Raw genomic sequence first — 21,907 nt, 5'->3', positions numbered from 1 at the left:
TGGGCTAACAAATCCTGACCCCCAAGCCATTGCGTTGCCTTGGGCAAAGACACCTAGTGCAGCGTTTCCCCAATCTGCTTAAAGGCTAGAGCATACTTTAGAGATGCCTGGATAAGCTGTTTTTTCGGGTGCTTTGCACATTTAAAGGGACTTAAAACAGAGTGTCAGAGATAGACAACGATACGACTTTTCTTATGGGGGCTGCACAGCACGCAATGGCACTTCAGGATTTACCATCAACTTTTCCTGGGCAAGGGTGAGTTGTTGTCATAATTTATGAATTAGAGTAGCTATTTCCAATGGCATAGGAATGATATTACGACAACATCTCTGTCGTTATGGGTATGACAAGAGATCGGCACAGTTTGACAATACGACAAAGGGCATAGGCTTTGTCTCTACCTAGAGTATGGGTTATGAGTAGCGCTTTCCATAGGCTACAAGTCAATCACTACGTGTAGAGCCCTGTACTAAAATCCAAAGCCGTAAGAGCCATATTCCCTTCAAAGGGTGTGAAGGAAAGGCATATAGTGCCCTTTTCTCCCATCCCCTGAACCTATCCATCATCAGTTGTTCTTCTCCAGGAATAGCTGAAACCGTTGCTTCAGTAGGATGTTGTTCGGGGGCGATCGCCTTCTAATAGCTAACAGATGGAGTAATTTTTTGCGTGGATTTCCCACCCATCTCACAGCATCCTTATACTGCAAGCACCATGGAAGAACGAGACGTGACCGATAGCCAGGGCACAACCTGGACCTGTGTACAGGCCTATAGTGGCCTTTCGGATGATGCTGCCCAGGTGAAGGGTAACGAGAATAAGTACTGGGTGGTTTGTACCCCCAGTGGAGGTGCCCAATCGGTTCGAATCCAATTAGAGAACGATTGGCAACATGCTTGCTCCGATGAAACATTGCTGAATCAAATCGCCACTGCCCAAAGCGATTAAGCAAGCTGCAATCAGGGACGCACCACCGATTGCTGATTACCCATTAAACACCAATGATTCAAGATACCTATGCTGTGGCTGTCAACGCCTTTCAACGGTTTGCGATCGCCGCTGAAGCCATTGCTGCCACCACCAAACGACTTACCAAAGCTGCCATTCTGGGAGATTACTTCAATACCCTATCTGACAATGATTTGCGGCTAGCAGCCCGGTATTTTGCAGGCTCTCCCTTTCCGCTATTTGACCAGCGGGTTTTGCAGGTCGGTGGCTCGGCTCTGATGACGGCTCTGGTCGTGGTGAGTGGAGAAGATCCAGAGCGGTTACAGACGGAACTCGTGCAGCGAGGCGATTTAGGGGATGTGGCTGCCAGTGTGCTGGATGATGTTGATACGCCAATTCTGCTGTTGTCAGAGGTGGAGTCAACGCTGGCAACGTTGGTAGAAACGCGCGGCAACAAGAAAAAGGTGGATGTCATTATCAGCCTGTTACGGCGCGCGACCTCTCTGGAAGCCAAGTATCTTATCAAGTTGATGGCAGGAGATTTGCGCATTGGGTTGCGGGAAGGGGCCGTGGAGGATGCGATCGCCCGCCTCGCTCAGCAAAATGTGGCCCGCATTCAGTGGGTCAACATGCTGACGGGTGATATTGGTGAAACGGCAGTGCTGGCCCGCCATGACCAGCTAGACACCGCTCACATGCGGCTGTTCCACCCGATCAAATTCATGCTGGCAAGCCCGGTAGACGACCTGGCTGAAATCACTCAACGCATGCCCGAAGGCTTTGCGGTAGAAGATAAGTATGACGGTATTCGAGCCCAGGCCCACATTGCCCCCGCTAGTTCTGACAAAAATCCGTTACTCCATGGGGCAACCTTCGCAGGCATTCGCGTTGCGCTCTTCTCCCGTACCCTGGATGAGATCACCCTTGCATTTCCAGATCTGGTGCAGCCATTAGCCTCAATGAAACGGGATGCTTTTGGCATGGGAGCGGATGCTGGGTTAATTCTGGATGGGGAAATCGTGCCCTACCAAAACGGCCGCATTCTCCCGTTTCAGGAGTTACAGAAGCGCCTGGGGCGTAAGACGTTGACCGACGACTTGTTGAAATCGGTACCCGTGGCGTTTGTCGCCTACGATATTCTGTACCGAAACGGGCAGGTGCTGATTGAGGAACCCTACGAAGTGCGCCAGGCCATGTTGGAATCGCTGGGGTTGGAGTCTCCCACGGTACAACGGGTTGTCTCCCAACGGTTCTACAACGCGGAGGCGCTGGATGCAGAGTTCCAGGCGGCGCGCGATCGCGGGAATGAAGGGCTGATGGTCAAAGCGTTGCAATCGACCTACAAACCGGGGAAACGCGGCAAAGATTGGCTAAAGGTAAAGCGGGCGATCGCCACCCTAGACGTTGTCATCACCGCCGCCGAAGTGGGCACGGGCAAACGGAGCCGATTCCTCTCAGACTACACCTTTGCCGTGCGGGCCAGTGAGGATGATCCAACTCTGCTGAATGTCGGGAAAGCCTATTCAGGTCTAACCGATGCTGAAGTGCAGGAACTTTCCGATTGGCTGAAAGCCCATACGATTCAGGAGTTTGCCCACGGGCGTGTGCGTACCGTGGAACCCAGGGTTGTCCTGGAGGTAACGTTCGATCGGGTGCAGCCCTCTAAGCGTCACAAGAGCGGCTATGCGCTGCGGTTTCCCCGCATCCTTCGTATCCGCCATGATAAACCCCCGGAAGAGGCTGACACCCTTGAGACGGTACGCCAACTCGCTGCCCAGATGGGGAGTGAAGATGTCGAGCCAGAACCTTAGGAGTGGCTGAGCGGAACGATCGCCCTTCCGCTCATCTACAAAAGAAACTGTGAGTTGCTTGAGAGAGGAACTGTTGTAAGCGGCCTTGAAGATGAACATTCCAGATTTAAACAGCGCATGTCAGGCGTTTAAAACGTTTGTCGATCGCATTTCTACAAACGCACCCGTCACAGGGGCTTACGATTCTGATGCCGATGGCGTAACGGCGGGTGTTGTATGGCAGCGAGCATTCGAACGCGCAGGGTTCGCGCGTATCCATCCTGTCATCCCTGACCGCGAACGCAACGTCTGGACGGAGGCAAACCGCGATCGTATTGCCTCTACCCAGCCGGAATTCCTCTTTGTTATGGATTTGGGTAGCGGCTCCGAAGCCGTTCTAGATGGCGTCCCGACCTGCTTTATCGACCATCACCATCCTGAAGGAGTACCTGATGGAGATACACTCATCAGTGCCTATACCTGGGATCCCATTCCCAACACTTCCTGGCTTGTTTGGCAGCTCTGTCAATCCATTGCTGATGTATCAGATTTAGATTGGATTGCAGCCATTGGAACCTTGAGTGACCTGGGCGATCGTGCTCCCTTCGACCTACTCACTCAGGCCAAACGCAAGTACACGGCCAAGTATCTCAAAGAAGCCACCGCTTTGATCAACGCGTCCCGTCGTGCCTCCCACTATCAACCAGAAGCGGCAGTTGCCGCGCTATTAAATCATTCGGATCCCAAGTCCCTGGTCAACTCCAACTCCTCGGAAGTGGTTCAACTGCGCCAGGCCCGCGAGGAGGTGAAACACGCCCTGGAGGAAGCCCGTAAGGTCGCTCCTATCTTTGCGGGTAAGGTAGCGTTACTCCAACTGAACTCTCCCTGCCAGATACATCCACTGATCGCCCAGAGCTGGCGTAGCCGTCTCCCTGGCTATGTCGTCATTGCTGCCAATGAAGGTTATATACCCAATCGCATCAATTTCTCAGCCCGTTCCAATTCCATCAACGTGCTGGAATTTTTGCGATCGCACCCCCTGAGCGGCGGTGAAGGCAACTATGCAAATGGCCATGACCAGGCATCGGGTGGAAGCTTGCCGCGCGATCGCTGGCAACAATTGCTCACTCAACTCGGCTTCTCAAAAGCGTAGGCATATTTAATTTGAGTTCCAAGATGCCTGTTTTTGCGTGTGCTTCGCACACGCAAAAACAGGCATCTTAACTTGCTCGAAACTAGATTATTCAGCACCAGAGTTAAGGATTAGGAGGTAGGGTTTTGCCCCACCTCTCTCCCTTTTTTAACCTCGGTTCGGGTTAAGGGTGTTTTCGAGTGCCGCGCGTTGTGCGGCACTCGAAAACACCCTTAACCCGAACTCAGTTTTTTTACAAGCTATCTAGCGATCGTTAGAGGCAAGGAAAGCACTGCAGTTGTACCAAACCCTAACTCACTGTTGAGTGTAACTTGCCCATTATGTAGCTCAGCTGCCCGTCTGACGATTGCCAGCCCAAGACCAATGCCAGGAGTACCGGGGATGGAATTGGCATTACTGGCCCGGTAGTATCCATCAAAAACGCTCTCCAGCTCATCGGACGGAATTCCAATACCGGTATCTCTGATGTAAAACACAATGGTTTGCAACTCGTTTTGCTGTTCACAACTGAGTTCCAATTGAATCGAATCAGCGTTAGGCGCGTAACGAATAGCATTCAGCACTAGATGAGTCAGCATCAGTTGAACCAAACTAATGTCAACCGAAACTGGCGAAGAGAGACGGAAGGAATTGACAAACTCTAACTGTTGTGGTTCTGCCAACTGTTGAAGATTAGCGATCAGCTCTTCACAAACAGCGACTAGATCCGTCGGTGCAGGTTGAAATGGAATGGAACCTGCCTCTAGCGCAGCATAAATTAAGGCATTATCCAGGGTTTTGGTAATGCGATCGACACCCGCATAAATGCGCTGAAACCGTAGGGATTGTGTATCTTGGTCAGACGGGTAACCTTCTATCAGTTCAGCGGATCCCCGAATCGACATCAATGGGGTGCGAAACTCATGGGAAACCGAAGGTAACAATCGAGCCTGAAGCTGGCGAAGATAAGCTTCTTGCTCACGGGTTTGCTCCAATTCAGCGGATTGTTCCGCAACTTTGCTTTCTAACGTAGCGTTCGCCTGGGCGAGTGCTCTCTGGGCCTGGTACAGCAGAGCTTCGACTTGCTTCTGCCGGATAGCATAACGGATTGTACGCTCCAGGTTAGCAGGGCTAATTTCATCCTTTGCCAAAAAATTAGCTGCGCCCATTTCCATCGCTTGCAAATCAATGTCACGATTTGCCACTCCCGTCAGGAGAATAATGGGAGGCTGAGGCCCATAGGATAGCGCCTGTTGCAGAACCTCTAGCCCGTTACGTTCTCCCAGATAGTAGTTTAGTAGGCAGGCATCGTAAGAACCGGGTGCATCTTGGGACTCATCAGCTTTACGAGTGAGGCTAGAGATAGCCTCTTCATAGGTTGCAGCCCATTCCACTTCAAATTGAAGCTCCCGTACAATTGCCAGCATTTCACGCACAGCAATGTAATCATCTTCATTGTCCTCAACAAACAGAATTTTAATGGGCTGACGACTCATGAACTCACGCCTGAACAATTATTCCTTCTGATGGGGAGTGGATTGCCTAATATGGACTGCCTCCAAGAATGGATATGATTGTAAAACCTTTACGCCCATTCACAAAAACTATGCCATAGCGATCGCTTCAGTACTCATCCATAAAGTTTAAAGGTTTAATGGTGTATTTTGTACTTCCAGCACATCTGTATTCTATACCCACCGTCATTTTTATCATGAGTTAGGCAGATTTCATAAAGGATAAAGGTCTTAATCTTCCAGACTCATCTCAAATCCAGTTGAATAACGAATACGGAATGGTAATTCAGGATACACATCCTGATTACAGTTATTCAACAATTGCTATCGCCGTTGGTTAGGACATTGGGAGCTATTAAAGGCAATGCCTTCAATAGCTCCCAATGTCCTAACCAACTGAGCCAAGGCTATAGAAGTCACTTCAAGTAGTTTCAAGATGCGGTAAAGTAGGTGGTTATGTTTAGACTTAAAATCCAAAGTGTTGTCTCTCTCCCCAGACGGTCAATACGGCACTTTGGGTCTTACGTTGAGTGGCTTAAAGCCTGGATGTTTTGTGGTAAGAGGAGCTTTAGCGATCGCTACTGAACAAGTTTGAATGAAGTTTGCGGGGTAGGCAAGCCCGACCAAACCAGTATTGGTCAAGGCTGTCTGCCAGTTCAAAAATCTCTTGAATCGTTTGTGGCTTGCTAATATAAGAATTCGCTCCCAACTCATAGGCACGGTAGACATCTTCAACAGCATTAGAGGTGGTAACCACGACAATGGGAATGGCTTTCCAATCTGGATGTTTCTTTAACGCTTCTAGAACTTCAAACCCGTTCCTGCGCGGCATTCGAAGATCCAATAGGATGAGATCAGGCCGCGGAAAGCTGTCTGACTGCGTATACGTTCCCTGATGAGCCAGAAAATCTATAACCTCTTCCCCATCTTCAACCAGAAAGAGTTGCACATGGGGTCGATGGCTCCAGGCGTGCTGCATCAATAGGCGGTCATCTGGATTATCTTCAGCAACTAGCAGAACGTTTTGCAACATAACACTCGTGGCCATTAGAGAGCTAGACGCGAATTGAGCGAGGCAATGTCAGGGTGAAGGTTGATCCCTGACCAGGAGTACCGTGAGCTTCAATTGTGCCCCCATGCCGTTCCACAATCCTTCTACAGATAGCCAGGCCTATACCGGTTCCCTCATACTGACTGCGGCCCTGTAAACGTTCAAAGGCTCCAAAGATGCGATCGCGATATTTTGGATCAAACCCAATGCCATTGTCCTCTATGCAAAGCACATAATTTTGCGTACTTCCCAGATTCGCACTATTCTGTGGTAACAGATTCTCCCTGACATAAATTCTTACCAAAGGCGGAGCAGTTCCGTGAAACTTTAAAGCGTTACTGATCAGATTTTGGAAAAGTTGAATCATCTGGATGGGATCGGCTTGAATGGTCGGCAGAGTTCCTACCTGAATTTGGCCTGCGGTCAGCCGAATTTGCTCTTCAAGATTAGCAATGACCTGATCTATTACCCGATTTAAGTCAACCGATGTGAAGGGGGTTGTTGCGGTCGATATGCGGGAGAGTTGAAGTAAGTCGTCAATCATTAACTGCATCCGCTGTGTTGCTCTCCCGATGCGGTTCAGATAGTCCTTGCCTTCCTCCTGCAAAGATTCAGCACACGTTAACTGGAGCAGGGTACTAAAGTTTCGTACCGTTCGTAAAGGCTCCTTCAAATCGTGAGAAGCCAGGAAGGCAAAGTTTTCCAACTCCTTGTTGCTTTTCTGGAGTTGCACATTCAGTTCGTGCAAGCGTTGTTCTGCCAGTTTGCGATCGTTAATATCCAACAGAATGCCAATGGATCGCAGTAATTGACCAGTCTCATCGTAAATGCCTTGAGCCCGTGACATCACCCAACGGATGGAGCCATCGTCATGCACGACTCGATATTCCACGGTATACTCCGTCTGTTTCTCAATCGAGTCTGAGAACTGGTGAACCACCCAATCCAAATCATCTGGATGAACATGACTCCGCCAAACTGCATAAATCAGTTCGCCCTTCACTTGCCGCGTATCGAAGGTTGAACCTAGTAGCCTGAAGAATTGTTCATTACAGATCACTTCACCACTGGGAAAATGCCAATCCCAGCATCCAATATGAGTAAAATCAAGGGCCAATCGGAGGCGCTCTTCGCTTGTATGTAATGCGTCTTGAGTTTGTATCTGACTGTTGTAAGCCGGAAGTAAACGATCATTCAGGTCAACTAATTCAGCAGTGCGTTCTACAACACGTTGCTCTAACTCACTATTTAATTCCTGCAATGCAATTTCTGTTTGCTTCTGCTGGGTAATGTCAATCAAAATCCCTAGCATCCGAACAGCTTCACCGTTGGAATTGCGAAAAATCCTTCCAATTCCAGCAGCCCATTGCAATGCCTGGGTACCAATGAGCCGAAACTCAACCCTAATATTGGACGATCCATCAGTCAAGCATTGCAATGTTTGCTCTTTCACTTTGTCGCGATCGTCAGGATGAATACACTGTAGCCAGTTGTCCAAGCTGGGGGTAATAGCAGGGTCAAGCTCTAAAAGCTGGTAGAACTCAGGCGACCAGAATGCTGTGTTCGTGGTAATGTTCCAATCCCACACTGCCGAGTTACTAGCAGATTGAGCCAAGCTCAATCGGGCTTCACTAGCACGCAGCGCCAGTAATGTCATCTGCCTATCCAAGGTAGCCGTTCCCTTATGAGGGCTGTTTTCAACCAACCGAACTAATGGTTGTTCTGGATCTGCCGTCATACGGTCGGTGATGTCCCGCGTCACCATGACAACTTCCAAAACATGCCCCTGAGCGTCTTTAATGGGGTACAAAAGTATATCAACCCAACGGGGACGACCCGGCCGCCCCAGCGTAGAGGGATCATGGAAAAAGGGAACCAGGGAAACATGCTCCCCAGCAAACGCACGCATGACCTCGAGTCGCTGACCGTCCATCTCAACAAAGGGATCCTGCAAGATGTTGTACCCTACTAGTGCCTGTGCTGGGGCATTCCAAATCTCTTCTCCGGCCCGATTGACGGCAATCACCTGACCATCCGGGGCAAAGCGTATTTGGCCCTCGGGGGTTTGATCAAACATCAACTGAAAGCGTATCTCTGCCTGTTGTCGCTGGGTCTGTTCTTTGAGGAGATGGGCATGAAGTTCGGCTTGCTCAATGGCGATTGCCAGTTGAGTCGCCACCTGTTGCATCAAATCAATTTCCCGTTCCTGCCATCGGTGCGCATTTGCACAGTGATGGGCAATCAATAGCCCCCACAGTTTGCTGTGATGAATCAGCGGAACCACCAGATTTGCCTGGATCTGAAATTGCGACAGCATCTCCCGATGACAGGGCTGAATAGCGGCGGTATGAAGATCCTCAATACGGCTCACCCGACCATGAAAATAGGCTTGAACCAAGTCACCTTTAAAGCAGGACTCATCAATCACTCTACCGATCAAGGATGTCCATTCGCCCCCCACCGACTCCATCACAACCTGCCCGCTCCAGTCGGGGTTGAAGCGGTAAAGCAGTACTCGATCGCTTCGTAGGAGTGAGCGAAGTTCATGAACGGCTGTCTGAAGAATTTCATCGAGATTCAGGGCTTGGCGAATCCGCTGCGCCATCGTCGCGACGAGTCGTTGTTGTTCCTGCTGCCACGCCAATTCTCGCTTCAGCCTACTTTGCGCCAGAACATGATGCACACATTGAGATAGACTCTCCGCCGTTATCCGGCTCTTATCCAGATAGGTCTGAGCCCCTTGATTCATCGCTTCAAGTGCAACATCTATGCTTCCTGAATCGACTAGCAGTGCAACTGGCAGCACGGTTTCTTGACTTTGCTGTTTCAACGCCTCTAAAAACTCTAGCCCATTCAGGTCGGGAAGCATGTCATTCAGCAGGATCACATCTACCGCATTATGCTCACACCAGACCAGAGCATCTTTCCCTTTTTCGCATTCAATAATTTTATAGGAGTGGCGATCGTCCTGATTTAGAAGGAGTTGATAGAGCGCTCGATCAGTGGGAGAGGCATCGATCAGTAACAGGATCATCGGATCTGGCATAGATAGCAGCAGGGAACGACCATTAGGTTAAGCAGCACTGGGTTCAGGGGAGCAGACCCAAAATTTCTAGGAAACCTGAGGATCTGAGTACAGCCTTTGTGTAACTCAGTGCCACTTAAACATGGCTTTCTGTCTCCAAATAGGAAACATTTAGTGTATGAAACACCTCATGTCTGGTACATTCCGGTGCTACAAAACACTAATTTTTTCCTCAAATTTTAGATTACCTGGGAACAAGAGAATTCGTTTACCAGGATGGTCATGCTTTAAATATGGGATTGGTTGTTATGGAAGAAGCGCAAAACGCCCCTTCCATAACAAGCAACCACATATCTAGAACAACCCTAGTAGGGCTTACGCCATGATAACGGGTGTGGTAGATGGAAATCTACCCCATCCGTTACCATGACGTAGTCTTATTTGCAGAAGCGATGAAATTAGGTATTAGGCTTCTCGTTCAAGGATGGGTAGAGAGAGCATAGCGGTTGTCCCTACCCCTAATTCACTCCTGAGGGTGACGTGGCCGCCATGAAGTTCAGTAGCTCGCTTAACGATCGCCAACCCTACACCAATGCCCGGTGTACCCGAAATTAAGTCGGCATTCGTAGCCCGGTAGTATGCATCAAAGACTTTATTCAGTTCATCTGATGGAATTCCAATACCCGTATCTTTCACCTCAAAAACAATACTTTGGCCCTCTGGTTGCGGCTTACAGCCCAGTTCTAACTGGATAACACGGCTGTCAGGTGCATAGCGGATTGCGTTTAAAACCAGCTGGGTCAAAATGAGTTGAACGACATTCACATGCAAATGCACCACCTTGGCCGAATCCATGTGATTGATAAATTCAAGCTGCTGCTGTTTCCCCAGGAACTGTTGCAGGTTAGCGACAAGTTCTTTGCAAAGCCATTCAGGATCAACGGATACCGGTCTAAAGGGGATGGAACCAGCCTCTAACGCTGCATGAATCATCGCATTATCTAGCGATTGAGTAATGCGATCGACACTGGCATAAATCTTTTGAAACCGCTGAGATTGAGTATCTTCATCCGACGGGAACTCCTCTATCAGTTCAGCAGCTCCCTGAATCGACATCAATGGGGTGCGGAACTCGTGGGAAACCGAGGATAGCAGCCGCGCTTGCAGTTTACGCAAATAGGCTTCTTGCTCACGAGTATGTTCCAGTTCTGCGGACTGCTCGGCAACTCTACTCTTCAACGTAGCATTCGCCTGGGCCAACATCTCCTGAGATTGGTGTAACCGGGTTTCTGCTTGTTTTTGCCGGATAGCATAACGAATCGTTCGTTCTAAGCTAGTCGGGCTAATCTCATCCTTTGCCAGAAAAGCGGCTGCACCTAGCTCTAAGGCTTGCTGATCAACATCACGCGCCCCCTGCCCTGTGAGCAGAATGATCGGGGGATGATGACCCATGAAGAGCGCTTTCTGCAAAATTTCTAGCCCGTTATGCTCCCCCAGATGATAGTCCAGTAGGCAGGCATTATAGTGATAGGTGGGATCTTGTGGCTTGTTTTGTTGATAACCCAAATGGGTCAAAGCTGCTTCATAGGTTGCCACCCATACCACCTCAAATTCAGGTTCTCGCGCAGTTGCCAGCATTGCACGAACAGCAATGTAATCATCTTCGTTGTCTTCAACGAAAAGAATTTTGAGGTGTTGAAGCTCCATTAATGGGTCCCTGAACTATTGTTTTTGCTTACCAAGAACAGGCAAAAATACTGATACAAGCCAGTTCGACATTTAACTTTTCCTTAGAATGCCCAAATTAGACAAAAATTATTGGGGCTTGCTAAAAGGTAGGCAAAATCAACTTTTCAGGCTCTGTCTCGTACTGTGCGGTAAACAGGCTTTTGAGAACCAGTAATGATTAAGAACTTCCGCCAGTTCCAGGATTTCCTGAATGGTTTGAGGCTTGATGATGTAAGAGTTAGCTCCTAACTCATAGGCCCGATCAATATCAGTAGCCGCATCAGAGGTCGTGACTACTACCGTCGGAATAGATTTCCACTCGGGGGCAGTTTTCAAGTCTTTCAGAACCTCAAAACCGTTCTTTCGTGGCATTCGGAGGTCAAGCAGGATGAGATTGGGGCGGGGGAAGACATCAGCTTGAGCATACTTTCCCTGGTGAGCAAGAAAATTCATCAGCTCTTCTCCATCTTCAACCAGGAAAAGTTGAATGTGGGGTATACAACTCCAGGCACGCTCAATCAATAAGCGATCGTCTGGATTATCTTCAGCAATTAACAAAACGTTTCCATGCATGGGACTGTTGCCATCGGGAAGCTTAAGCGTCGGTTAATTGAGGCAAAGTCAGGATAAACGTTGCACCCTGACCAGGGATACTGTGAGCTTCAATAGTACCGCCATGGCGCTCTACAATTTTTTTGCAGATTGCCAAACCAATACCCGTTCCTTCATACTCACTACGACCATGCAGACGCTCAAAAGCACCAAAGATGCGATCGCAATACTGCGGATCAAATCCGATGCCGTTGTCTTCTACACACAGCCGATAGTATTGAGTATTCCCACAATCTTTTCTACCCAATGATCCTAAATTTTGATCTCCATAAACGTTTACAACAGGTGGACTTGCTCCATGAAACTTTAAAGCATTGCTGACCAAATTTTGAAGCAGTTGGGTCATCTGGCCCGGGTCTGCCTCAATTGTCGGTAGGGTACCAACTCGGATCTGCCCACCTGTACGCTGAGCTTGCTCCTGAAGATTAGCGATAACCTGCTCCATCACCTGATTCAGATTAACGGACACGAAGGGGGCTGTTGTGGTTGCCACCCTGGAAAGCCGTAACAGATCATCGATCAATGCCTGCATGCGTTGGGTTGCCTTGTCGATGCGAGCCAAATAGTCTTTACCCTCGTCATTCAGGGCCTTACCACAGGTTAATTGAAGCAATGTGCTGAAGTTACGCACTGTTCGTAAGGGTTCTTTCAAATCGTGAGAGGCAATGAAGGCAAAGCTTTCTAGCTCTCGATTACTTTCTTGAAGTTGAGCGTTGAGTTGATACAGTTGCTGTTCTGCTTGTTTCAGACCCGTAATATCTTCGATTTGGGCAACAAAATACAGAGGTTGTTCTTGAATATCTCGAACGAGCGACATGCTCAGAATTGTCCAAACAATGTGCCCCTGTTTGTGGAAATATCGCTTCTCTAATTGACATGTAGAATGCTCATTATTCAGCAGTTGTTGAACGTAGGCTTGGTAGCGATCGCGATCTTCTGGGTGTGTTATGGGCTGACAATCCATGCCCAAAAGCTCTGCTTCGGAGTAGCCCAACATTTTACAGAGGGAATCGTTAACCTGAAGCATAGCCCCAGCAGGAGAAATGAGGACCATACCAATGGCGGCATCTTCAAAGGCACTGCGGAACTTCACCTCACTTTGTTCTAAGGCAGCATTCGATCGTTGTTGCTCAATCTCGCTGCCAACCCACTGGCTCATCAGCTTTAATATTTGCTGATCGATCTTTTTGAAAGGCTTCGCTACAGGTTGGCGACTGCAAAAATACAAAACACCATAACTTTCATTGGACACCTGAACGCGCATACCGATGTAGCTTTCCATGCCAGAGGTGGTATAGCCCGGATGCTCGCACCACTGGGATTGACTCGCATGTTCGATGCAGATGGGTTCTGGGGAGTTTAAGGTTTCTAGACAATACGCTTGCCGAAGATCAAGCACCTTGCCTACCATCACGGGTTCATTAGGGGTCCTGGCAGCAACGATGTGGTAATCGTAACCGACAGCACAGGCTAAGAAGCCATAATCCAAATCAAATTGGTGACTCCCAAACTCGAACAACTGCTCAAGGCGTTGTTCAAAACTAAGGCCAGGAACAGTCGTGATGTAAGATAACGTCCGGAGTGCAGCTTCACTCGCTTGCATATCAAGTTCTGCCTGTTTGCGATCGCTAATATCTAACAGGAGGCAGCCCAGAGCATCGGGGCGATCGCTCCCCTGAATAATGGGGAAGTAGGAGACCAACCAATGTTTGATAACATCCGGTTGAGCAGGGGCAGCGGCTGCCATCTCTAAATTAATGACGGGTTGTCGAGTGGTCAGGACTCCTCGTGTTATGACTTCAACAGCAGCAGCAATATCTGGAATGCTATCGACAACGCGTTCACCCACAAGGTTCTCGACAGACTGTCCATTTACAGCAGCTAGCGTTTCATTAACCTTCACGTACCGTAAATCGTTGTCGATAATGCAAAAGCCAATATTTGCGGTAGACGTAGCCTCAAAAAAAGCATTTAAGAGGCGTTCACTGGCTTGAAGTTCGGCAGTTTGTGCCGCAACCCGTTCTTCTAAAGACTCGTTTACCCGTTGCAATGCTTGTTCGGCTTGTTTAAGGCTGGTGATATCGTGAACAATTCCACAGCATCGATAAACCTCACCGGCCTCATTCCTAATCGGAAAGTTTTTGTCAATGACCCAGCTAATCGAGCCATCAGGACGGACAACTCGATATTCATTCTGGTAAAACTGCGTTGCTCTTGCAGCCCCACTCGCCAAAAATCCTTCTCGATCGTCCGGATGAATTGCGTCTACAAACGATTTTGGATCTGCATACAGGCTTTCACAGCTTCGTCCCCAAACCTTTTCGTAGGCAGAGTTAATGTAGAGAACCCCATTGATTTCAGGCTCACTAATCCAAAAAACATCATTAGTGTTTTCTGCTAACTGGCGAAACTTCTCCTCACTTTGGCGCAATAATTCAAGCGATCGCGTTTGCTCAATCACGCTCCAGAGGCGCGACACAACATCTTGCATTAACACAATTTCATCCTCTTGCCACTGACGGCCTGTTCGAGTACTACCCGTAAGAGTCGCAACCCAATAACCCGCATGGGCACAAGAAACGGCAATCAATGCGCCAATATTTAATTGCTGATAGAACTTGGCTTTAGACGCCGTATGAGAATCGGTTAAGACATCAGCAATGACAATAGGCTGACCTGATGCATGAAGGGCTTGCAGCTCCAGAGGAATAACGTCTGCTAATGAATACATGCCTGCATGGCTAGGAAGATCCGGTTGTCGCCAATCCTGATTAATCACTACAACGTTATGTTTGTTATCAACTTCACACCATAAACAACGGTCAAGATCTAAATATGCGCCCAAACTGCTAACAACTTCCCATTGCATCGCTTTGATATCAGAAAGTTGCCGCAGCCGCCGCTCTAATTGATTGAGAAATTGCTCGTTCAGTCGCGCTCGTTGGCGCTCAGTAATATCCTCAGAGAAGATAATGATGCCACCAATCGTATTGTCGGGGTGATACCAGGGATGAATTTCCCTTCTGATCCATTGTTTCAGGCCATCGGGTTGCACGAAGAAATCTGCTTCGCAATAATCAATAGCTCCAGCCAAACATCGTTGATGCGTTTGTTTCCAGCGTTCAGGAAGTTCGGGAAAAACATCGTAATGAGACTGCCCAATTAAGGCTTCAAGCGGTTCCGTACGAAAATCATTCACCCATCGCTGGCTGGCTGTGACATACCGCATTTCACAGTCCAACATGGCAATTCTGACAGGAGCGTGTTTGATGAGTAGCCTGAATTTCTCCTCACTTTCTCGCAGAGAGTGCTCAGCCTGTTTACGGGCAGTAATGTCTCGGTTAATTTCCAAAATCAGCGTAGGTTGGCCGTGGGTATCACGTATCAGGGAATGGCGGCTCTCTGTAATAATCTTCTGCCCATCCTGCCGCGTATGAATCAGTTCGCCTTCCCAATACCCTTGTTCTAATATGGCCGCATGAATTACTTCGTAGGAAATGGGGAATTGTGTTTGAAATAGAGTATGAGATACGTGATCAGCTACCTGCTCTTTCGTCCATCCATATAAACTCTCGGCTCCCCGATTCCAGAAAGTAATTCTGCCGGAAATGTCATAGGCAATGACGGCATCATAAGCCAGGTCCAATAATTCAGCTTGCTGCCTGAGTAAGGCTTCTGTCTGTTTTTTCTCCCGCAAATCTTGTATGACTGCAGCGATCGCCTCAGGCTGATCGGTCTGTGGGTTGAAGAGCGTAAACGTATTGCACCAAACGGGGAGCTGTTCGCCGGTCTGGAAGTGGCGCATCCTTACTTCTCCCTGCCACTGTCCTCCCGAGAGAACAGCCGGAATAACCTGAGTATAGAAATGCTGGCTTTCTTCAGGAGTTTGGTAGTCCGGAACCATGGTCTGCGTCGTTTTACCGACACCCAAGCCAACAAGTACCTGCCCTGCCGGGTTGATAAAGGTAACTTGCCCATCCAGAGTAGCTGTCCCAATAAAGCTGGGGCTATGCTCAACCAACTGTACTAATCGTTGTTGTTCTTGCTCTAAGGTGATGCGATCGGTAGCATCCCGAATAACCATCACGACTTCCAGAATGCATCCTACCGGGTTTTTGATGGGGTGCATTAGCAGATCAATCCACCGAGAACGACCAGGACGATTGAACTGTGAGGGATCGTGGAAAAAAGGGGGACAGGTGACGGCTTCTCCAGCAAAGGCACGAAGTACTGCCGGCAAATAACCTTCCTGGACAACCGCCGGATCATGCAGGATGTTATAGCCTACGAGCCTGTCTGTTGATATTTCCCAGATTTCCTCCCATGCCCGGTTTGCCGCAATGAAGGAACCATCTGGGGCAAAGCGAACTTTCCCTTCTGGAGATTGTTCAAACACCGCATGGAGAGCGATTTCGCTTTGTTGGTGTTGGATTATTTCCCGTTGGAGATGCTCATAGAGTTTTGCATGTTCAAGGGCGATCGCTGCAACGAGTCGTTGTTGTTCCTGCTGCCATCCTGAATCTCGCATGAACCTGGTTTGCACGAGGACATGGTGTATGCATTGAGACAGGCTTTCCGCTGTAATTTGACGTTTATCCAGATAGTTCTGAGCACCCTGCTGCATCGCCTCAATAACAGCTACAGTGCTGCCTGTGGTTAACAAAACCACAGGCAGCACAGATTCATCCTGCTGTTTTAAGGCCTTCAGAAATGACAGCCCATCCAGATCGGGAAGTGTATCGTCCACCAGAATCACGTCTGCGGTATTGGACTGGCACCAGGCCAGGGCATCCTTCCCTTTCTCAAATTCGGTGATTCTGTAGGAATAGCGCTTATCCTGGCTCAGAAACTGCTGGTAGGTGGCATGATCTGCGGGAAAGCCACCGACCAGCAACAGAGTGAGTGAATCTAGCATGGATAGAGACAGAGAAAAGGCTTCCCTTAGGGTTCCTTTTCTCCATAAAAGAAAAACATTCTGAGCAGGAATGCATGGAAGGAGCTCAGCTCCATTAAACATACAGCGCTTTTCAATCGCTTAAAATCTGGTTGTTTTTGTGAGAGCCGCGCTCAGCGGGGCTCTCGCAAAAACAACCGTGGCTGATTCAAGCGCAAAGTGCTGTAAGACTCAACAGGGATCAAAAAGCTGTGTCGTCCGCGAGGCAGGTGACACAGCTTCTTAGGAGATTTCTGAGAAACAATATCCCCATTATTTGGAAAAAAGGCGCGGCTTCGCCGCGCCTTTTTTCCAAATAATGGGGAAGTTCTTATCTGGAAATCTCCTTAGGTCTTATATTGAATCCAACTACTTACTGAGAGCAGATACACTTGAATTCTTTACTCTCTGCAATTGACGGTAATAGAGACCGGAAAGGGCGATCGCCACTACTCCCAGCAGCAGCCATTCCCCTGGCTCCGGAACGCTAGAAACAGCACTGGCCGGTTCAGGTAACTGCTGATCTTCCACCTCTCGATTAAAGCGGTCCTCCGATTGCTCTAGTTCTCTCAGGCGTTGCCGCTGTTCTTCGTTCACCAGCACGACCATGGAGGAATACGGCGACACAATGCCATAGTCCTTCGTGATAGCGTGAATGGTATCGAGTTCGCTGAGTTGATCGGGTTTTATATAACGGCTGAGGTGAGTTACCCACTGTCGGGCCGCCAATGGCTCAAAGCTGGGATTAGCTGGGGTAGTCTCACTGGCTGGCTGGATAACATACCAGGCATAACCGTCCACCACATTGAGCAGGGATGTACCTTCCCCCTGGCTGGGCTGAGTTCCGAGCCGCTGCATTGCCTCCTGGATGGTAGTCGCCACGTTGCCACCACTATCTTGAATGGCTTGTAGTGTGGCATCGTCATAGGCCGGTTGTAACCCGCCCAGATGAACCAGCCACAAAGGTGCAGGCATTTGAAGCACCGTAGTGTTATCTGCCGTCAGCTCATAACTGCCAGGGTCCGTGATCAATACAATGGCATCGTAGGCCGTCTCACCCTGCAATTGTTGAAACTGGGCCAGCATTTGGCGGGGCTCCAACGTGCCATAAAAAGTTGTCTTTTGGAGCGCCCACCCCTGCAAATTGTCGATGCGTTGGGGAGCCGCAGGAGACATGGCGGTCAAGTACAGGTCACCCTGGTTCTGCTTCAGCAGTACGTTCTGCACCCAATCCATCGTTGCGCTTAACTCGGGCTGGTGGGTTTCCATGCTGCGGGAGCCATCGAGGACGATCGCCAACCGTTTGTTCTGGGGCAATTGGTAGCGATCGCCCTCCAACGGCACTGCCAGCACATGTGCCCCCCAGGGCAAATCAATCTGATGCTGGCTCGGTTTTATGGCCTCTGCTGGAACGCTTGCAGGCAGCCACTCGCTACTCAAATTGACCACTTTACCGTTCACCTGGTGCGGTGTGGTATTGTCCCAGTAAACGTTGCGTTGCTCACTAAGGCGTGGCATCGGCCAGCCACCATCCTGCTGCAACACCTTATAGGTCATCCACAGGTGCATTTCGCCCATACCGCTGGGTGGGATGGGAAAGGCCCGCAGACGATATTGCCGGGGGCCAACCTGCTCCAGCAGGGCCGGGTCAACTCGCCGCTCTACCTCCTCGTTGTAGACCTGCTGAGCAGCTCCTCGGGGTGCAATGGTATAGGGATAAGCAGTGGCGCGATCGCCCGTCTCATTCAGCCAAAGGCCTGTTAATACCGCGCTTTCCGGCAGCGAGAAGAAATAGAGGATTTCCTCCTGGTTCAAGGTTTGATTCTGATAGGTTTCGTGTATCTCTACGTCAGCCCAATCCCCTTGGGGGTTTACCGTCACCTGCTGGTTTGCTAGCCAGACCCGCTGCTCCCCAATGTCAAGTAAGCCCGCTTTTGCCTGCCCGCGGTCAAAGGTCGATTGGATAGCCCGCTTAATTGCAGGTTTCTCAGCTCGTAGAATGGGCGCGTCAAAAAACTGTGCGTAAAGCCCAGCTGCCCTGTCAATGTCGGCCTCGGTGCCCTGGTAGGTAAAGGGAGCCATGACAAAATCATAGGCATCCTGCAACACCTGAGCAATACTCACGGGCAAGGAGAATTGATAGTGATAAATGTCTTTGATCGGTGTGCTTTCAATGTAGGGATAGCGGTAATTTGCTAGATAGGCATTGAGCAAACCCTGGCGAATAATCTCAGATTTTTGGAGTAATATCTGCCGCTCTGCATCGGTTTGAGCCGGTTGTTCCAACAACTTAAACGCCTGATTTTGAGGTTGTTGTTGCAACAGAATAAATAGCCCAAGCACTGACCCAGCAACCGCTATTGTGAATGCACCGACCCATTTGGCGCTATATCGGCTGACCAGGGAAGTGAAGCACTGTCGCCATGACTGCCAATATACGACTGCCATTCCGATGGGCATGGATGCAAACCCAATCACCAACATTGTGAAGGGAAATGCAACGATGGCATACAGGCTCGCGGGAATGAGCGCAATAACAACGATCGCCACAATCGGCGGCACGTAAAAGGCAGTAATGGCCAGCAAGTAACCCACCAACATCAGCATTACCGTATGCCCTGCCAGGTGCCACCACTGCGGCTGAAATTGGGGCTTACTTCCCTGAAATAACCAGTGTGCGAAGGCGATCGCCCCCGCCAAACTCATGCCTAAAATCAACGTATTCGCCGGGGTTAGATCCCGTAGCCAGAAGAAGCGCAGTAGACAAAACGTCAGAAGCGGTGCCTCTACCCCATAGAACAATTGGAAGATGGGAAGCGATCGCCGCGTCTTTGGGACAATCTCTGCCACCGTACAGGTCGTCGGCACCCCCACCAACCCAATAAAGGGCACCAGAAAATCCCAGGGCACGTTGCCATCCATCGCATCGTTGATGATGGCGATGCCCCAAATCAACATTACTCCTAAATAAATCACCAGGAGTAATGAAGTATTGAATAACCAGAAAGCAATTTTAAATAGAAGACTAGAAGATTTGAAGAAGGTCATGGGAAAAAGAAATGGCAGACGGTAATCGGAAATAATAGATAGCGAACGCGAGCCAAAAGTTTTAAATATCGGCGGATGGGGAATTTAGATTTTCACGGATTGTTTCATGAACAGTCTGAAGAAATGACTGAACATTGTCTTGCTGAGCATTTTCCGGGTGGTCAAACACGATGGAAACAAGAACCCAGGAAGATTCCTGTCGCGATACATCCGCCCAAATACGGGTCAAATAATCATCCGTCGTCCGGTGAGCTGACTGAAACCAGTAAGCCGCAGATTGCCGATCGCCATTCAACATTAACCACCGTCCCAAAATCTCAGGGGTCAGTTGCCGCGGTTCCATGTGGCTCACTTCAAAGCCACTGCTGATTAAACACAGTTCAGGTGCATGATGCCCCTGCCAGCTAGAGCTACCAACCATCAGGAGATCGCCACTCAGCCCTTGAAACTGAAAGTGCTGCTTTTGTACGGACGCATTGGAGTGAGCGGCAAAAAAATCCTGTTCGTATGAATTAAGCGGAATGGACACCGTTTGAATGGCAGCAGATAGAGGCACGTGAGCCAGGTCAGGGGGATGGGAGGCGATCGCTCCGGGTCGAGGCAAGAGCGTCAGAGCGATTAAACAAAGAACAATTCCGGCGGGAGCAATTTTGGCTTGGAAAGACGGTTGTAGGGTAAGCGGTTTGGGTACCACAGGCCCTCGATTACGAGGAACCCACTGGAGCAGCCCCCAGGCGATCGCACACACGGCCACAAAGCCGATCACCCCCAGAGGCAGGTGTAGCGTCTCTGCCAGGGCAGGTTGTCCCAGGACGTGCAAAATCCCTACCAGGGTAAATACCCGCACAATATTTGCCAGAATCAGCAGCCCAATATTAGCTAAACAGACTAACAACCAGCGAAGCCCGATTTGCCGCCCTTCGAGCCCGGTGGCGGCTAGTAAGAACAAGGTTCCTGTCCACAAACTTTTGAGGCCGCTGCAAGGTAAATCCACCCGTGCTAGCCCGGTATCCAGCACAATGATGTCTTCCGAGGAAAGCGCCGCAATTTGGAAGTGGTGCAGCAGAAACTCAACGGCATGGGCCGTGAGGATACGACTAGGGAATCCCAAACCTGTGGTGAATTGAACGCTGAAGGGGAGAAGGATGGCGATCGCCACCGCCACAGCTAATCCCCGCCGCCAGATAGCTGGCGCGATATGCAACCCCAGCCAACTATAGGTTCCCAACATCAATAACACCACAGGAACCTGTTCCAGGTTGAGAACCCACTGTGTGGCGATCGCTCCCAGCCCGCAGCCGAAGATCAGCGCTACGGGGGCAACCCGCAGGGTGGGAGTTGGAGACAGCTGCCATTGGCTCGGCTGTCGAAGCATCTGCACCAGCAACACCAGGCCACCCGCCGCCAGCATCAATCCATTTAATAAGGACAGCTCTTGTGCCGCTTGCCATAGCCACTGCACAGATGCTCTGTTGAGGTAAAACCAGCTAAGAACAATGGCTGCGCTCCATGCGATCCCTTGTGGGAATCGTTGCCTCAGCTCACCCCCGACGGTGTCGGCTGATGCGGAACCTGCGTTTACTGCCATACCCTGTTTCTCCTCAGCAAGTGGCTCCGCAGCTTATGTGCCCGATGTAACATATAGTTCTACGGAATATTCTTAGGCGGTAGTGTATCCAAGCTAAGCTTTACTTCAAGTTCAACTCACGGATTTCGGAACGTCAAGAAAAATTAGTGCCTAATAAGTCACTCATTCCGAGGGGGAAACCAATCAGTTTCCCCCTCAAAAAATTACGCTTGTTATAGCTTCAGGCAATCAAGTGAATGAAGCGGACAGAGCCCGCCTCATTCACCTATCAAAATCAGAGCGGTGAACCCAGTAATTCTCATTTTGAAATTAGGCCCGAAAACCGCGCGCCAAAGGCGCGCGGTTTTCGGGCATCAAAGCCAAGAGTTCACGCCCTACGGGCGTGAACTCTTGGCTTTGATGCCCATACTGAGAATTGCTGCGGTGAGAGCTATGTTTATTTGTGGTGTATGAGTAAAGGAGAAGAAACGGCGTATCCTGCTGGATAAGGAAAAAGACCAGACGAGGATACACCATGAATAACGACAATCTTATTGCATT

The 21,907-nt window shown here is 49.6% G+C and carries 12 protein-coding genes; 3 read left to right on the top strand and 9 right to left on the bottom strand.

From position 1 onward, the window contains the following. Window positions 1-712 precede the first annotated feature (712 nt). From NDI52_RS24375 to NDI52_RS24365, 3 genes are all read left to right on the top strand, one after another. A complete protein-coding gene (locus NDI52_RS24375; protein ID WP_190772522.1) occupies window positions 713-946 on the top strand; it encodes a hypothetical protein in 234 nt (77 codons plus the stop codon). A gap of 53 nt (window positions 947-999) precedes the next feature. Then, entirely contained in the window at window positions 1,000-2,757 is a 1,758-nt protein-coding gene (locus NDI52_RS24370) for an ATP-dependent DNA ligase (RefSeq protein ID WP_190772523.1), read from the top strand. A gap of 91 nt (window positions 2,758-2,848) precedes the next feature. Next, window positions 2,849-3,889 (top strand): DHH family phosphoesterase, encoded by a 1,041-nt coding sequence (locus tag NDI52_RS24365; protein ID WP_190772524.1) that lies wholly within the window; start codon window positions 2,849-2,851, stop codon window positions 3,887-3,889. Between the two features lie 239 nt (window positions 3,890-4,128). On the opposite strand, the gene NDI52_RS24360 is transcribed toward NDI52_RS24365, so the two are convergent. From NDI52_RS24360 to NDI52_RS24320, 9 genes are all read right to left on the bottom strand, one after another. After that, window positions 4,129-5,364 carry a hybrid sensor histidine kinase/response regulator gene (locus NDI52_RS24360; RefSeq protein WP_190772525.1) on the bottom strand — a complete coding sequence of 412 codons (1,236 nt, stop codon included), beginning with the start codon at window positions 5,362-5,364 and terminating at the stop codon, window positions 4,129-4,131. Between the two features lie 586 nt (window positions 5,365-5,950). Continuing rightward, a complete protein-coding gene (locus NDI52_RS24355) occupies window positions 5,951-6,415 on the bottom strand; it encodes a response regulator (protein WP_206754887.1) in 465 nt (154 codons plus the stop codon). Window positions 6,416-6,437: 22 nt separating this feature from the next. Further along, window positions 6,438-9,479 (bottom strand): PAS domain-containing protein, encoded by a 3,042-nt coding sequence (locus NDI52_RS24350; RefSeq protein ID WP_190772527.1) that lies wholly within the window; start codon window positions 9,477-9,479, stop codon window positions 6,438-6,440. A gap of 444 nt (window positions 9,480-9,923) precedes the next feature. Then, a complete protein-coding gene (locus NDI52_RS24345; protein ID WP_190772528.1) occupies window positions 9,924-11,165 on the bottom strand; it encodes an ATP-binding protein in 1,242 nt (413 codons plus the stop codon). A 138-nt stretch (window positions 11,166-11,303) separates the two neighbouring features. Then, a complete protein-coding gene (locus tag NDI52_RS24340) occupies window positions 11,304-11,759 on the bottom strand; it encodes a response regulator (RefSeq protein ID WP_190772529.1) in 456 nt (151 codons plus the stop codon). 22 nt (window positions 11,760-11,781) lie between these two features. Continuing rightward, window positions 11,782-16,713: a PAS domain S-box protein gene (locus NDI52_RS24335; protein ID WP_190772530.1), complete on the bottom strand. Its 4,932-nt coding sequence runs from the start codon at window positions 16,711-16,713 to the stop codon at window positions 11,782-11,784. A 387-nt stretch (window positions 16,714-17,100) separates the two neighbouring features. After that, on the bottom strand, window positions 17,101-19,779 hold the full coding sequence (locus NDI52_RS24330; protein ID WP_190772531.1) for a TIGR02921 family PEP-CTERM protein: 2,679 nt from the start codon (window positions 19,777-19,779) through the stop codon (window positions 17,101-17,103). Between the two features lie 61 nt (window positions 19,780-19,840). Continuing rightward, window positions 19,841-21,367 carry an exosortase O gene (xrtO, locus tag NDI52_RS24325; RefSeq protein ID WP_190772532.1) on the bottom strand — a complete coding sequence of 509 codons (1,527 nt, stop codon included), beginning with the start codon at window positions 21,365-21,367 and terminating at the stop codon, window positions 19,841-19,843. Between the two features lie 309 nt (window positions 21,368-21,676). Beyond that, a partial coding sequence (locus NDI52_RS24320) for a hypothetical protein (RefSeq protein WP_348256529.1) occupies window positions 21,677-21,907 on the bottom strand: 231 nt, incomplete at its 5' end.

Source organism: Leptolyngbya sp. PL-A3 (assembly GCF_039962325.1).
Taxonomy (GTDB): domain Bacteria; phylum Cyanobacteriota; class Cyanobacteriia; order Elainellales; family Elainellaceae; genus Vacuolonema.
The sequence above is the reverse complement of the archived record's forward strand: the minus strand, read 5'-3'. Positions and strand labels throughout refer to the sequence as shown.

Excerpts from the sequence above, each read along its gene's own strand:
- NDI52_RS24375 (WP_190772522.1), top strand. The coding sequence starts at position 713 with ATGGAAGAACGAGACGTGACCGATAGCCAGGGCACAACCTGGACCTGT.
- NDI52_RS24370 (WP_190772523.1), top strand. The coding sequence starts at position 1,000 with ATGATTCAAGATACCTATGCTGTGGCTGTCAACGCCTTTCAACGGTTT.
- NDI52_RS24365 (WP_190772524.1), top strand. The coding sequence starts at position 2,849 with ATGAACATTCCAGATTTAAACAGCGCATGTCAGGCGTTTAAAACGTTT.
- NDI52_RS24360 (WP_190772525.1), bottom strand. The coding sequence starts at position 5,364 with ATGAGTCGTCAGCCCATTAAAATTCTGTTTGTTGAGGACAATGAAGAT.
- NDI52_RS24355 (WP_206754887.1), bottom strand. The coding sequence starts at position 6,415 with ATGTTGCAAAACGTTCTGCTAGTTGCTGAAGATAATCCAGATGACCGC.
- NDI52_RS24350 (WP_190772527.1), bottom strand. The coding sequence starts at position 9,479 with ATGCCAGATCCGATGATCCTGTTACTGATCGATGCCTCTCCCACTGAT.
- NDI52_RS24345 (WP_190772528.1), bottom strand. The coding sequence starts at position 11,165 with ATGGAGCTTCAACACCTCAAAATTCTTTTCGTTGAAGACAACGAAGAT.
- NDI52_RS24340 (WP_190772529.1), bottom strand. The coding sequence starts at position 11,759 with ATGCATGGAAACGTTTTGTTAATTGCTGAAGATAATCCAGACGATCGC.
- NDI52_RS24335 (WP_190772530.1), bottom strand. The coding sequence starts at position 16,713 with ATGCTAGATTCACTCACTCTGTTGCTGGTCGGTGGCTTTCCCGCAGAT.
- NDI52_RS24330 (WP_190772531.1), bottom strand. The coding sequence starts at position 19,779 with ATGACCTTCTTCAAATCTTCTAGTCTTCTATTTAAAATTGCTTTCTGG.
- xrtO (WP_190772532.1), bottom strand. The coding sequence starts at position 21,367 with ATGGCAGTAAACGCAGGTTCCGCATCAGCCGACACCGTCGGGGGTGAG.